This window comes from Roseiarcus sp., assembly GCF_049514155.1.
Classification (GTDB): Bacteria; Pseudomonadota; Alphaproteobacteria; order Rhizobiales; family Beijerinckiaceae; genus Roseiarcus.
The window spans coordinates 1-13920 of the sequence record NZ_JBEKVH010000169.1; the positions used below are offsets into that span (position 1 = coordinate 1).

The 13920-nt window shown below is 70.5% G+C and carries 8 protein-coding genes; 3 read left to right on the forward strand and 5 right to left on the reverse strand.

All coding sequences use genetic code 11. The annotated features are described in order from the left end of the window. Positions 1-1320: glycine--tRNA ligase subunit beta (glyS, locus tag ABSF49_RS18410; protein WP_424114098.1), on the forward strand; the 1320-nt coding region annotated here is incomplete at its 5' end. 114 nt (positions 1321-1434) lie between these two features. On the opposite strand, the gene ABSF49_RS18415 is transcribed toward glyS, so the two are convergent. Then, entirely contained in the window at positions 1435-5103 is a 3669-nt protein-coding gene (locus tag ABSF49_RS18415; protein ID WP_424114099.1) for a hypothetical protein, read from the reverse strand. Positions 5104-5372: 269 nt separating this feature from the next. Here ABSF49_RS18415 and ABSF49_RS18420 point away from each other — a divergent pair, with 269 nt between their 5' ends. Next, the gene (locus ABSF49_RS18420; RefSeq protein ID WP_424114100.1) at positions 5373-5822 is read left to right on the forward strand and encodes a MerR family transcriptional regulator; all 450 of its coding nucleotides are present in this window, start codon (positions 5373-5375) and stop codon (positions 5820-5822) included. Positions 5823-6158: 336 nt separating this feature from the next. On the opposite strand, the gene ABSF49_RS18425 is transcribed toward ABSF49_RS18420, so the two are convergent. From ABSF49_RS18425 to ABSF49_RS18440, 4 genes are all read right to left on the reverse strand, one after another. Then, on the reverse strand, positions 6159-7190 hold the full coding sequence (locus tag ABSF49_RS18425; protein ID WP_424114101.1) for an IS110 family RNA-guided transposase: 1032 nt from the start codon (positions 7188-7190) through the stop codon (positions 6159-6161). Between the two features lie 78 nt (positions 7191-7268). Beyond that, positions 7269-10445, reverse strand: a complete 3177-nt coding sequence (locus ABSF49_RS18430; RefSeq protein ID WP_424114102.1) for an efflux RND transporter permease subunit — start codon at positions 10443-10445, stop codon at positions 7269-7271. Then, the gene (locus ABSF49_RS18435; RefSeq protein WP_424114103.1) at positions 10442-11692 is read right to left on the reverse strand and encodes an efflux RND transporter periplasmic adaptor subunit; all 1251 of its coding nucleotides are present in this window, start codon (positions 11690-11692) and stop codon (positions 10442-10444) included. Before ABSF49_RS18435 ends, ABSF49_RS18430 begins: the two co-directional genes overlap by 4 nt. Continuing rightward, positions 11692-12384 carry a TetR/AcrR family transcriptional regulator gene (locus ABSF49_RS18440; protein ID WP_424114104.1) on the reverse strand — a complete coding sequence of 231 codons (693 nt, stop codon included), beginning with the start codon at positions 12382-12384 and terminating at the stop codon, positions 11692-11694. The genes ABSF49_RS18435 and ABSF49_RS18440 overlap by 1 nt, the downstream gene beginning before the upstream one ends. Positions 12385-12638: 254 nt before the next feature. On the opposite strand from ABSF49_RS18440, the gene ABSF49_RS18445 reads away from it, so the two are divergent. Further along, positions 12639-13673 (forward strand): DUF2891 domain-containing protein, encoded by a 1035-nt coding sequence (locus ABSF49_RS18445; RefSeq protein WP_424114105.1) that lies wholly within the window; start codon positions 12639-12641, stop codon positions 13671-13673. The last annotated feature ends 247 nt before the right edge of the window (positions 13674-13920 follow it).

Consider the following 13920-nt stretch of genomic DNA (forward strand, 5'->3'; position numbering starts at 1 on the left):
GGGCGCGTCGTGCGGGCGCGGCTCGCCGACGCGCGCCACTTCTGGCGCACCGACCTCGCGCCGCTGCACGATTACGCCGACAAGGCGGACAAGCCGCTCGACCAGCGGCTGGAGAAGCTGAAGGCGCTGGCCATCGTCTTTCACGAGAAGCTCGGCACGCAGGGCGAGCGGGTTGCGCGCATCGCCGCGCTGGCGCGCGAACTGGCGCCGATCGTCGGCGCCGACGCCGGTCTCGCCGAGCGCGCGGCGCGGCTCGCCAAGGCCGATCTGGTCACCGAGATGGTCGGCGAGTTCCCCGAGTTGCAAGGCTTGATGGGTCGCTACTACGCGAGCGCCCAAGGCGAAGAGCCGAGCGTCGCCGACGCGATCGAGGAGCACTACAAGCCGCAAGGCCCGAACGACCGCATCCCGACGTCGCCGATCTCGGTCGCCGTCGCGCTCGCCGACAAGCTCGACACGCTCGCCGGCTTCTGGGCGATCGACGAGAAGCCGACGGGGAGCAAGGACCCGTATGCGCTGCGACGGGCGGCGCTGGGGGTGATACGGATCGTGCTGGAGAATGAGCTGAGGCTGCCACTGTCGAGCGTCTTCGTCTACGCGATGCTTCCCCATCTTCTTCAGAAAGTGAGGACGGCTCTAGCGGATCTATTTTCAAACTTGAATCGGGTCCTCACAATGGGGGCTCCAAGAACCGCGGATAAGTCGCTAATCGATTGGCTGACCTCATCGATCAACACAAGATTGATTGGCGGCTGGACGCCGGCGGAGGCCCAAGATGCGAACGAAAAGATCTCCGATCTCCTCGCCTTCTTCGCCGATCGCCTCAAGGTCTATCTGCGCGACAAGGGCGCGCGGCATGATCTGATCGACGCGGTGTTCGCGCTGCCGGGCCAGGACGACCTGCTGATGATCGTGCGCCGCGTCGAGGCGCTGGGGCGACTGCTCGACAGCGACGACGGCAAGAACCTGTTCGCCGGCTATCGCCGCGCCGCCAACATCCTGCGCGCCGAGGAAAAGAAGGACGGCGCCGGCGCCTTCGCCGCCAAGCACGACGCGAGCGCGCTCGTGCTGCCGGAAGAGAAGGCGCTCGCCGCCGCGCTCGCCGGCGCGCGCGCGGAAGCGGCGGAGCGCGTCGCCAGCGAAGACTTCGAAGGCGCGATGCGCGCGCTTGCCGCGTTGCGTCCGCCGGTCGACGAATTCTTCCTCAAGGTCACCGTCAACGCCGACGATCCCGAACTGCGCCTCAACCGCCTACGCCTGCTCGGCGAGCTGCGCGACGCCGTGCACACGGTGGCGGATTTTTCCAAGATCGCCGGCTGATCCCCTTCTCCCGCTTCGCGGGAGAAGGGGTCGTCGCCAAGCGGCGACGGATGAGGGGGAGTCGCTGACCTGCCCTCACCCCAACCCTCTCCCGCAAGCGGGAGAGGGGGAAGATCACAGCGCGGTCGCCGGCTTGGCGTTGGCTTGCGGCGCGGCCTTGCCGTCCCAGCCGCCGGCGGGCGCCGGCGCTTCGTTGGCGGCGGGGGCCGGCGTCGAAACCTTGAACGCGGCGAGCGCCTGGCCGGCGGCGTCGAGCGCCGGCTTGTCCATCTTGGCGGCGACGTCGTCGCGCTTGTGGCCGGCGTCGGAATCGCCCTGCTGGGCGGCGAGCGAGAACCACAGCCACGACTGGCCGATGTCCTGCGGCACGCCGAGCCCGCGCGCGTAAAGGATGCCGAGGTTGAACTGGCTGTCGCGCACGCCGAACTGTCCGGCCTTGCGGAACCATTCCGCCGCGGTGGCGTAATCCGGCTTGCCGCCGATCGAGCCTTCGGCGTGCATGACGGCGAGGTTGTGCATCGCCCGCGCGTTGCCGGCGGTCGCGGCCTTGACGTACCAGCCCATCGCCGCCGGCAGGTCGCGGGTCACGCCGACGCCCTTCTCGTAGAGCGCGGCGAGGCGGTATTCGGCGATCGGCAGGCCGCGGTTCGCCGCCTGCTCGAACCATTGCGCGGCGGCGTGGGGATCGCGCGCGACGCCGCGACCGTCGAGCAGCCGCAGGGCGAGCTCGAACGCGGCGCCCGCGTCGCCGGCGGCGGCGCCGTCGTGCAAGGCTTGCGGCAGGCCGGCGGGAATACCCGCCGCCAGATCGGCGGGCGGCGCCTTGGCGGGCGAAGCCGACGGGGAAATCGCGCCGGTCGGCGTCGTGTCGAGATCGGCGGAGGTGACTTTCGGCGTCGGCGCGGCGGCCAGCGGCGCAGCGACATTCGCCGCCGGCGGCGTGAGCTCCGACTTCTGCAACAGCGGCGCATGGCCGCCGCGCAGTTCGATCACCGCCAGCATCGCCATCGCGGCGATCAGCGCCAGGCCGAGCAGCAGCGGCCTGCGGCGCGCGGCGGCGAAGGCCATCGCCCGACCGCCGATCGCGGCGATGCGGCTCTCGCCCTCCTCCTCCGCCGCCGCCGGCGCGGCGGGTTTGCCGGTCTGTTCGGTGAGCGCCGCCTGGGCGGCGCGGCGGGCGGCGGCGATATGGGCGTTGATCGCGCTCTTCGGCGGCGCAAGCTCGTTCGCCTCGACGGCGCGCGGCCGCAGCAGGGTCGAGCCGGGTTCGAGCAGGAAATCGGCGCCGTCGAGCGCGCGCGGCGGGGCGACCGGCGGCGCGCGCTCCGGCAGATCGCGCGACGCGGCGCCGACGGCGCGGAACGGCTCGTCGGGGAAACGCGGCGGCGCGCCGGGCGGGGGCGGGGCGGCCGCAGCGGGAGCGGCCAGGGCGACGGGCGCGGCGGCGCGCGCTTCGTCGACGCGGGCGATCTCGTCCTCGAGCCGGCCGAGCCGGCTGACCATGCGCTCGAGAATGTCCTGCACATTGGCGAGGCGCGACTGGGTCCGCTTGTCGGAATCCCCCTGCTCGGCGCGCAATTCGGCGAAGCCGTCGGCGACCGGCGCGCTCGGCGCCTGCATCGCGCGACGCGTCGCATCGAGCTCGTCGACCAGGTCGGCGATGCGCTGTTCGAGCGCGGCGCCGGGACCGGCGCCGTGCAAGGCGTCGAGGCGGTCGTGAATGAGGGCGATCTGGCTGGCCAACGCTTCGGCGTCGACGCCGGCGCCGGCGTCGACGCGCCGATCGAGCCGTTCGGCGAGCAGGTCGGCGACCTCCTCGATGAACTTGACGTCGAAGTGCTCCGCCGGCCCGCTTTCGAGCCGGTCGCGCAGCGCCATCAGCGCCTCTTCGAGCGCTCGCGTGTCGAGCTTTTGGCCGACACGCTCGTCGATATGCTGGCCGAGCTCGCGGATCATCGCCGCAAGATCGCCGGGCGGCGCGCCGCGGTCGAGCTTCTGGCTGATCTCGCGCAGCATGACCTCGAACGGCCGCATGTCGGGCGCGGCGGCCGGAACGAGCTTGGCGCCGAGGTCGCGCATCATCGCTTCGATCGGCGCGGTGTCGATTTCGATCGGCCGTTCGCCGAGCGCGCGCAACGCCTGTTCGAGCGGCGCGATGTCGAGCGGCGGCCCGACGCGCTGGTCGAGCCGCTGACCGAGGTCGCGCAGCATGCCGGTCAACGGCTCGAGCGAACCGCCGATGGCGGCGGGGCGATCGAGCTTCTGCGCGATTTCGCGCAGCACGGCCTCCAACCTGGCGGGGTCGGGCTGGCGCTCGACCGCGCCGTGCAGGCTGTCGATGCGGCGCGCAAGATCTTCGAACACGCGCGGGTCGATCGGCGCGGGCGGCGGCGGACGCCGCAACGCCGCGTCCATGCGCTGGGCGAGCTCTTCGAGCCGCCGCTCGATCGCGGTCAGGGCGGCGGCGGGGATCGAGCGCTCGATCTGCGCCCGCGCATCGGCGATCAGCGCCCCGAGCCGCGCCGATTCGGCCTGCGGCGCCGGGCTGGCGGCGAGCCGGTCGACCCGGTCGGCGAGTTCGCCGATCTGCCGTTCGAGCCGCTCGACCGGCACCGGCCGCGACGCGGCCGCGGCGAGCAGGTTGCGCACTTCTTCGGTCTGGGCGCGGATGCGCTGGAAAGCGGCGGGATCGACGACGCCCTGGGCGATCGCGTCGACCTTGGCGCCGAGCGTGCGCAGTTCGCGCTCGAGCCCGGCGACCGCGGCGTGGGGATCATGGGCGCGCAGCGCCTCGCGCGCTTCGACGATCAGCGCGCTCAGCGCGTCGCGCGCGCCGCCGTCGCCGAGCGCGGCGACGCGCTCGCTCAAATCGCGCATCGCGCCCTCGAGCGCGACGACCGCGTTGCGGGGGGCGAGATTGGCGAGGCTGCGCGACATCGCCGCCAGTTCTTCGCGCACCGCCTGCACGTCGGAAGCGGCGGGCGGCGACTGTTCGGCCTGCTCGCGGCGCATCTTTTCCAGCCGCGCGGTGAGCGCGGCGATCTCTTCGCGCAGGGGCTCGAAGCCGGAAGGCGCGGCGGCTTCGGCGGCGACGGCGCGCGGACGGGGCGCGGCTTCCACGCCCGCCGCGCGCGCGTCGAGCTCGCCGCGCCGGCGCGCGATCTGCGCCGCGGCTTCTTTTGGATCGAAGCGCGGCCGTTCGGCCGGTAGCGAATCGAAGCGCGGCCGTTCGGCCGCCGGTTGATCGAGACGCGGCCGTTCGACCGCTTTTGGCGGCTCGCGCCGCCGCTCGGGCTCGTGTTCGACGCGGCGGGCGAGCGCGTCGAGGCGCGCGTCGAGGTCGCGCACCCGCGGCTCCAAAGCCCGTTCGACCCGCTGTTCGACCGTCGCCAGCCGTTCGGCCGCCGCCTGCAACGCTTCGGCGCGTTCGGCGCGGCCTTCGAGGCGGGCGATCGCATCCTCCAGCAGATCGTCGTTGCGGCGCGATTCGCGCGGCCGGGGCGCCTCGCGCGACCAGCGCGGCTCGAGGCGCGGACGCGCCCGGCGCTCGTCTTCGAATCGGTCCTCGCGCCGCGCCAGGCCGGCGATTCGCTCGCCGATCGCGTCGAGTCGGTCGTCGCGCCTGAGATCGGCGGGATCGACGCCGCGTTCAGCGGCGCGTTCGGCGATGACTTCGTCGAGCCAGTCGCCAAGATCGAGTCCGGCCCGACGGGCGGCCTCTTCGGCAAAAACGCGCGTCTCGCGCCCTACGCCCGTGACCTTCCAGGCCGTCGCGCTTTCCATCGTCTCGCCCGTGGCCGCCCCCTGGGGAATCGCTGCGCCGCCGGCTCCACGCGGCGCAGCTGGCCGAGTTTTCCGCTGACGTGGTGAACAAATGGTTAAGATCGGCCCGAAATGGGGCGCCTCGCCGCCCAAACCTTGTGACGGTTGTCGTTACTGCGTGTAACAACCCATGGTTGCGTTCGGGCCGCCTTTGCGTCTATCCGTTGCGTTGCGCCGCATCCAGGCGACGGCGGCTCGTCGTCTCTCGGCGCTGACGGAAAGGATCGGCCATGAAGGCGAATTCGCCATTGCGGAACGTGGTCAACGCCACGGAAACCATGATTGACGCTGCGGCAGGGACGATCGCCGGGCGCGAGTCGACCATCGGCGAAATGGCGCGCGCCTACGGCGTGACGTTGAGGACGCTGCGCTTCTACGAGGATCGCAACCTGCTGCGGCCGCGCCGCGCCGGCAACGCGCGCTATTACGGCGGCGTCGACCGCGCGCGGCTGGCGATGATCCTCAAGGGCAAGCAGCTTGGCTTCACCCTCACCGAGATCGCCGACCTGATCGGCGCCGACGACGGCGCCGCCCGGAGCGATTTCGAGGAGCGGTTGCGGCCGGCGCAGATCGTCGACCAGCTCGGCCATCTCGAGCGCCAGCGGCGCGAGATCGACGAGGCGATCACGCTGCTGAAAGCCACGCGCGAGCGGATGTCGCACGTCGCCGAGATGGTGTGAACGGCGCGCGCTAAAGCATATTACTTTTGGATTGCGTCATTCTCGCCCGTCATTGCGAGCGACATGTGTGGACGGCCCCGGCGATGCAAGGGAATTTTTCGGGTGGCGCTGGGACGGGTCGTATGCGGTCATGTGTACGGCCTGTGAGTGCGGCGTAGTGGCGAGCCGCTGGCCCTGATGAAATCCGCGGATCGGCTCCCAATCAGCGAAACGCGCTGTGACGCGCCATCCGCTTTGCGGGTTTTGCCTCTCCCCGGTGCGCGACCGGTCCGTCATCATCTCCCGAGCATTTTCCCCGCTTCCGAAGGGCTCCGGCCCCGTGGAACTGCCGTGAGCTCATCCCGCCGCGGTCGAGACCCGAAGCGGCCGATAGCTTTCGCCGCGCGCCAGCATGGCCCAAATGACGCGCGCCGTCTTGGCGGCCATGGCCACGGCGACGACGAGCCGCGGGCGGCGCTTGATCATGCCGGCGAGCCATGGCGAGGCCTTGGCGGGGTTGGCAAGAGCATACCGCAGCACGGCCATCTGCCCCATCACGAGCAAGGTTCGCAGCTCGCGATTGCCCGCCTTGCTGATCGCGCCGATGCGCACTTTGGCGCCGCTCGAGTTCTGGCGCGGCGTCAAGCCGAGCCAGGCTGCGAAGTCGCGGCCCGTTCGGAAGCGCGTGACATCGCCGGCCAGCGCGCGAAGGGTCCCCGCCGCCACCGGGCCGACGCCCGGAATCTTCATCAGCCGGCGACTGGCCTCGTCGGTCGCCGTGAGCTTCCTGAGCCGGGCGTCGAAAGCGGCGATGCGCGCCTGCGTCGCTTCGATCATGTCGGCCAATTCGAGCAAGGTCCGCCGAGCCAGCTCCGGCAGCGGCTCCACATCGGTCCTGACGAGCGCGATCAGCTGCGCCGCGCCCGCCGGCCCGAGCGGCGCGACGATGCCGAACTCGGTCAAATGCGCGCGCAGCGCGTTGACCAGCGCCGTGCGCTGGGCGACCAGCAGCCCGCGCGTCTTGTAAGCCTGCGCCAGCGCCTGGTCCTCCCGGCTCTTGATCGGAACAAAACGCATGTGCGGCCGGCTCACCGCCTCGCAGATCGCCGCCGCATCGGCCGCATCGGTCTTCGAGCGCTTCACGTAGGGCTTCACATAAATCGGCGAAATCAGCCGAACCGTGTGGCCGAACCCGGCGAGTTCGCGCGCCCAAAAGTGCGCCCCGCCGCAAGCTTCCATGCCAATCAAGCACGGCTTCAGCCCGCCAAAGAACTTCAGCGCGCCCGCCCGCGACATCCGCTTGCGAAGCGTGACTGTCCCGGCCGCGTCGACGCCATGGACCTGAATGACGCCCTTGGCGATGTCGAACCCAATCGTGGTAACGTTCATCGGACGGCTCCCCTGTGAGCGATAGCGACAACCATCACTCTGGCACACCAGATGCCGTAAGAGGGGCCGTCCACCCCATCAGCGAAGCAGACGCGAAGCGGCTTGACGGCGACGGGCCGATGTGGTCGCCGACCGACAAAGATGTGTGAATACGGTAGCCCGTTTGGGAGAGGGGAACGCGTCACTCCGCCGGGCTCGGCAGCGCCGACAGGTCGATCCCTTCCTCCGTTGGCGCGGCGGCGGGACGCGGACGCGTCGCCTCGTCCGCCGCGCCGACGAAGCGGCCGGCGACAGCAAGGTCGACGCCGCCAGGCCGCCCATCACCGCAATCGCCATCGGCGAGCGAAAGCCGCCGCCGTCGCCCAGGCCCAGCGCCGAGGGGAACATGCCCGCGGCCATGGCGATCGTCGTCATGACGATCGGCTGCGCGCGCTTGCGTCCGGCTTCGACCAACGCCTCGGTTCGTGGCGTGCCGCGACCGATCTCCTCGAGCGCGAAGTCGACCAGCATGATCGCGTTCTTGGTGACGATGCCCATCAGCATGAGAATGCCGATGACGACGGGCATGGAGATCGCCTTGTGGGTCAGCAGCAGCGCGCCGATCGCGCCGCCGACCGACAGCGGCAGCGAGACGAGGATGGTGATCGGCTGCAGGAAGCTGCCGAACAGCAGCACCAGCAGCGCGTAGACCATCATCACGCCGGCGCCGATCGCCTCGGCGAACGAGGCGAACACCTCGCCCATCACTTCGACGTCGCCGGTCTCGCGGATTTCGACCCCGGGCGGCAGATGCTTGGCCGCCGGCAGGGCGTGGATCGCGGCGACGGCGTCGCCGAGCGCGGCATCGCCGGCGAGGTCGCCCTCGATGGTGACGCGGCGCGTGCGGTCGTAGCGGTTGATCGCCGTCGGGCCGTGATCGACGACGAAGTCGGCGAGCGCCGACAGCGGCGCCGCGCCGCCCGATCCGGTCGGCACGCGCAGATCCTGCAGGCGGCCGACGTCGCCGCGCGCCGATTGGTCGAGCTCGACCCGGATCGGCACCAGCCGGTCGCCGGCGTTGAACTTGGCGAGATTGGCGTCGACGTCGCCGAGCGTGGCGACGCGGATTGTCTCCGACAACGTCTCGGTCGAGACGCCGAGGTCGGCGGCGAGCTGGCGTTTGGGGACGATGCGCAGTTCCGGGCGATCGAGCTCGGCGGTCGAGATCGGGTTCTCGATCGTCGGGATCGAGCGCATCTCGCTGGCGAGCTGATTGGCCGCATCATTGATCGCAGCCGTGTCGGGGCCGGCGACGATCAGCGACAGGTCGCGCTGGCCGTTGTCCTTGACAAACCAATAGCGGATGTCGGGAGTCGAAGCGAGCATCGCGCCGACGCGCGCCTGCAGATCCTTCTGGCTCGCGACGCGCTCGCTCTTGTTGACGAAGTTGATGACGAAGGTCGCCTTGCGCGGTTCGGCCCCCGACCCGAGAATCTCGCCGCCGTAGATCAGCACCGAGCGCACTTCCGGCATTTTCTTGAGCTGGTCCGAGATGCGGCGGGTGACGCGGTCGGTGTCGGCGAGCCGCGAGCCCGGCGGCAGCTCCAGCGCCAGCAGCGCGCGGGCCTGATCGTCGGCCGGCAGGAAGCCGGACGGCAACAGCTTGGTCGCGCTGAGCGAGGCGACGAAGATCATCAATCCTGCCGCGAGCGTGATCCAGCGGTGGCGCACGGAGGCGCGCACCAGCCTTGTGTAGAAGCGCATGACCGCGCCTTCGCGATGGACGGGCGCCTCCGGCGCGCGCAGGAAATAGGCGGCGAGGACCGGCGTGACGAAGCGCGCCACCAGCAGCGAGAACAGCACCGCGATCGCCACCGTCAGGCCGAACTGGCGGAAGTATTGGCCGGCGATGCCGCTCATGAAGCTGACCGGCGAGAAGATCGCGACGATGGTCAGCGAAATCGCGATGACGGCGAGGCCGATCTCGTCGGCCGCCTCGAGCGAGGCGCGATAGGCCGACTTGCCCATGCGCATGTGGCGGACGATGTTCTCGATCTCGACGATCGCGTCGTCGACCAGGATGCCGGTCACCAGCGTGATCGCCAGCAGGCTGACGAGGTTGAGCGAGAAGCCGATCGCGTCCATCGCCCAGAAGGTCGGCACGATCGACAGCGGCAGCGCGAGCGCGGTGACGATCGTCGCGCGCAGGTCGCGCAGGAAGACGAGCACGACGATCACCGCCAGCAGCGCGCCTTCGATCAGCGTCTCCATGGTCGAGGAATAATTGCCGAGCTCGTTGTCGACCTGGGTGTCGACCTTGGCGAAGCTGACCTCGGAATGGTCGTCCTGAATATTCGCCAGTTTCGCGGCGACGAGCTTGTCGACCGCGACGTCGCTCGCGCCCTTGGCGCGGGTGACCCCGAACGAGACGATCGGCTCGTCGAACAGGCGGGCGAAGGTGCGCGGTTCGGCGGCGCCGTCGGTGACTTTCGCCAGCTCGTCGAGCCGCACGCGGCGATCGCCGGGCAGCGAGATCGGCGTCGCCGCGAGGTCGGCGACGGTGCGCGCGCCGGCGAGCGTGCGGATCGCCTGCTCCTGGCCGGCGAGCTCGGCGCGGCCGCCGCCGAGGTCGATGTTGTCGGCGCGCAATTGCGCGTTGACCTGCGCGGCGGTGACGCCGAGCGCCAGCAGCTTGTCGGGATCGAGCGCGACGCGGATCTCGCGGTCGACGCCGCCGAAGCGCTTGACCTCGCCGACGCCCTTCACGCTCTGCAGTTCGCGCGCCACCGTGTCGTCGACGAACCACGACAATTGTTCGGCGGTCATGCCTGGGGCCGAAGCGGCGTAGGTGACGAACGGCAGGCCTTCGGCCTGGATGCGGCTGACGATCGGCTCGTCGATGGTGCGCGGCAGGTCGGAGCGGATCTTGGCGATCTGATCCTTGACGTCGTTGAGGGCGCGGTCGATGTCGACCGCGCCGACGGTGAATTGCACGACGGTCACCGACGAGCCGTCGGTCACCGTCGAGATCATGTGCCAGACGCCGGGGACGTTGGAGACCGCGTCCTCGACCTTCTTCGTCACCTGCGATTCGAGTTCCGACGGCGCGGCGCCCGATTGGGTGACGGCGACCTGGACGATTGGAATGTCGATGTTGGGGAACCGCGTCACCGCCATCTGCCGGAAGCTGACGATGCCGAGCAGCGTCAGGATGACGAAGGCGACGGCGGCGGGGATCGGCCGACGGATCGACCAGGCGGAAACGTTGAGCCTCACGGGGTCGCTCCTTGCGTCTCGGCGGGAACGGCGCGCACGCGGTCGCCGGGCCGCAGGAACGCGGCGGCGCGCGCGACGACCATCTCGCCCGGGCTGACGCCGCCGGCGATCTCGACCGCGTCGCCCTCGGCGACGCCGACCGAGACGCGGCGCTGCTCGACGATTCCGTCGCGCACCACCAACGCCCGCGCGCCCGCCGCGTCGCGCTCGACCGCGCTCGCCGGCACGCCGACGCCCTGGCTGCGCGCGAGCGTGATTTCGGCCGAGGCGAAGCCGCCGATATGGGCGCGCGCGCCGGGTTCGAGCGCGACGCGCACCTTGCCGGTGCGGCTCGCCTTGTCGACTTCGGCGCCGATCAGCCGCACCGTTCCGGCGACCTTGTCGGCGACGCCGGGCAGGGCGAGCTCAGCGCTCATGCCGACGGCGAGGCGCGGCAGCGCCTGCTCGGGCGCTTCCGCTTCGAGATCGATCGCGCCGTCCTTGATGATGCGGAACAGCGGCTCGCTCGCGCCGCCGACCGCCGCGCCGAGCCGCGCCGTGCGGCGGCTGACGATTCCGGCGACCGGCGCCTTGACCTCGGTCTCTGCGAGCTTGACCTCGAGCTCGCGGCGCTCGCCGTCGCGCGACTTGCGGTCGGCTTCGGCGACCGAAAGCGCGTTCTGGGCCGAGGCGAGCTGGGCGCGGGCGGTGCGCAAGGTCGTTTCGCGCTGCTCGATCGTCGCCGCGGCGATGACCTGCGGGCCGAGCTTGGCGGCGCGGTCGTAGTCGTCGCTGGCCCATGAAAGCTGGGCCCGGGCCTGTTCGATCGCGCTCTTGGCCTGGGCGATCGCCGCGTCGGCGCGCGCGGTCGCCGCGTCGTTCTGGGCGATCTGGGCGTCGATCTGGCTGCGATCGAGCCGCGCCAGCAACTGGCCGGCGGCGACCAAATCGCCTTCCTCGGCGTCGATCTCGACGATCGTCAGCCCGTCGATCTGCGCCGCGACTTGCGCCTCTTCGCGCGCCGCCAGCGTACCGGAGACGAACAGTCGGTCGACGAACGGCCGGTCGACCGCGGCGACGACACTCACCGTCGGCGGCGCGACCGCGCGCGGGGCTTCCGCGGCGCGCGGGCCGGCGCAATGCGCGGGGCCGAAGCCGAAGCCGGCGAGCGCGGCGAAAGGCGGCGCGCAGGGCGCGACGACGAGGGCGGCGGCGAGGCCGCCGGCCAGCGCGACGGCGCCGAGCGAAGGAACAAGAACGCGGCGCATCACGGCGTCTCCGTCGGGTTCGAGGACGAAATCGCGCCGGCGAACAGCGCGCGCAGCAGGGCCATGGTCATCGCCGCCTCTTCCTCGACGTCGAAGCGTTCGTCGAGCGCGCGGCGGCGGAACAATCCGCCGACGTAATTGAACATGAGACGGGCGGCGAAATAGGGGTCGAGGTCGGCGGCCGTCTCGCCGTTGGCCTTGGCGATTTCGATCAGACTGGTGAGGCCGCCGATCACCTCGGCGTCGTTCGTCCGCATCATTTCGGCGACGCGCGGGTTACGGCCCGCCTCGGCGGCCACTTCGAGGAACATCACGGCCTTCTCGCGCGGCTTGCAGAGCAGGTTGTCGCGCAGCATCGCCTCGAGCATGCCGAGCACGTCGCCGCTGTGGGCGAGGGCGTGGAAGACGGCGCCCCGCTCGCGCTGGTCGAGCAGGCAGATGCCTTCGACCAAGGCCTCCTTGGAGGGAAAGTAGCGGTAAAGGTTGCCCGCGCTCATGCCGGCCTCTTCCGCCACCTGCTGCATCGTCGCGGCGTGGAAGCCGTGGCGCACAAAGGCGCGCTCGGCGGCGGCGGCGATGTGATCGCGGCGCACATGGTCGGCCTGGCGCTCGTAGATGTGTCGATCCTGGCCGGGCAGGTCGTGGGTCGGACGATCGAGGGACGGGCGCTCAGAAGCCGGGGTGGTCGTCATGCATGTCTCACTGAGAATGAACGTTCATTCCAGAATGAACGTTCATTCTCATCGCCGACGATCGTGGCGCAATTGTGTCGACGCCGCTTCGGGACCCGCGAAGCGTTGCGTCGACCGTTGCGGCGGGTTCGAACCTTGGGGGCGCCGCCGCCCGGAATATCGCGCCAGACTGCCCAGGCGCGCTATAAGGTCCATGCGGTCCGCGCCGCGCAGGGCCGCGGATCGAAAGCCCGCAACTCCGGCAAGGCGCCGCGATGACGACCGCCGTTCTGACGCTGGATCTCGCCGAACGCTTCGCCGGTCTCGCGCTCGGCCATGTCCGGCGCGAATATCCCAACAATCTCGATCATGCGATGGCCGGGCCGCAGGATGCGCGCACGCCGCGCGCGCTGCATCCGATCTTCTATGGCAGCTTCGATTGGCATTCGTGCGTCCACAGCCACTGGATGCTGGCGCGGCTGCTGCGCCGCTTTCCCGACATGCCTCGCAGCGCCGATATCCGCGCGCTGTTCGACGCGCAGTTCACGCCCGAGGCGGTCGCCGGCGAATGCGCCTATTTCGCCGCTCCGACGGCGCGCGGCTTCAAACGTCCCTACGGCTGGGGCTGGCTGCTCAAACTGGCGGCGGAACTGACGCTGAGCGGCGAGGGGCGCTGGTCGCGCGCGCTCGCTCCGCTCGCGGACTTACTCGCGCGGAGATTTTGCCAATTCCTGCCGCTCGCGGCCTATCCCGTGCGCTCGGGCGCGCATTTCAACACCGCCTTCGGCTTGAGGCTGGCGGCGGACTACGCGGCCGCAGCGGCGGATCGCGCGCTGGCGGCGGTTGTTCTCGATGCGGCGCGCCGCTGGTACGGCGAGGACGTCGATTGCCCGGCCTGGGGCGAGCCGAGCGGGGACGACTTCCTCTCTCCCGCCTTGATCGAAGCCGAGGGCATGCGGCGTCTCCTGCCGGTGGAGACGTTCCGGCCCTGGTTCGATCGCTTCCTGCCGGGAATCGCCGAAGGGCGGCCGGCGTCCCTGTTCCGGCCGGCGCGCGTCGCCGATCGGACCGACGGCAAGATTGCCCATCTCGACGGGCTCAATCTCAGTCGGGCGTGGTGCTGGCGAGCGCTGGCCGCCGCCTTGCCCGCCGGCGATCCGCGCCGCTTGCCGATGGAGGCGGCTTCGGCGCGCCATCTCGCCGCCGGCCTCCCGCACCTCTCGGTCGACTACATGGGCGAGCACTGGCTCGCCAGTTTCGCCACGCTCGCCCTCGACGAAGCGCCCGAGGCGGGCGCGCGCGAGGGGTGAGGCCGCTTCGTCCCCTTCGCCGTCATGGCTGGGCTTGACCCGGCCATCCAGGCGGTCACTCTCCGCGCAGAAGGCCGCCGCGACAGCGCACTTTTAATCGTCCGACCGGCACGACCTGGATGGCTGGGTCAAGCCCACGGCTGTCCGGTTCGATTTTTCTGGGCAAAGCGCACGGCATTGATTCTAATCATTTCCAGAGTTTAGCGACTCGCTTGGACATGAAAGGGATCAGCGCCGTGCCCCATAC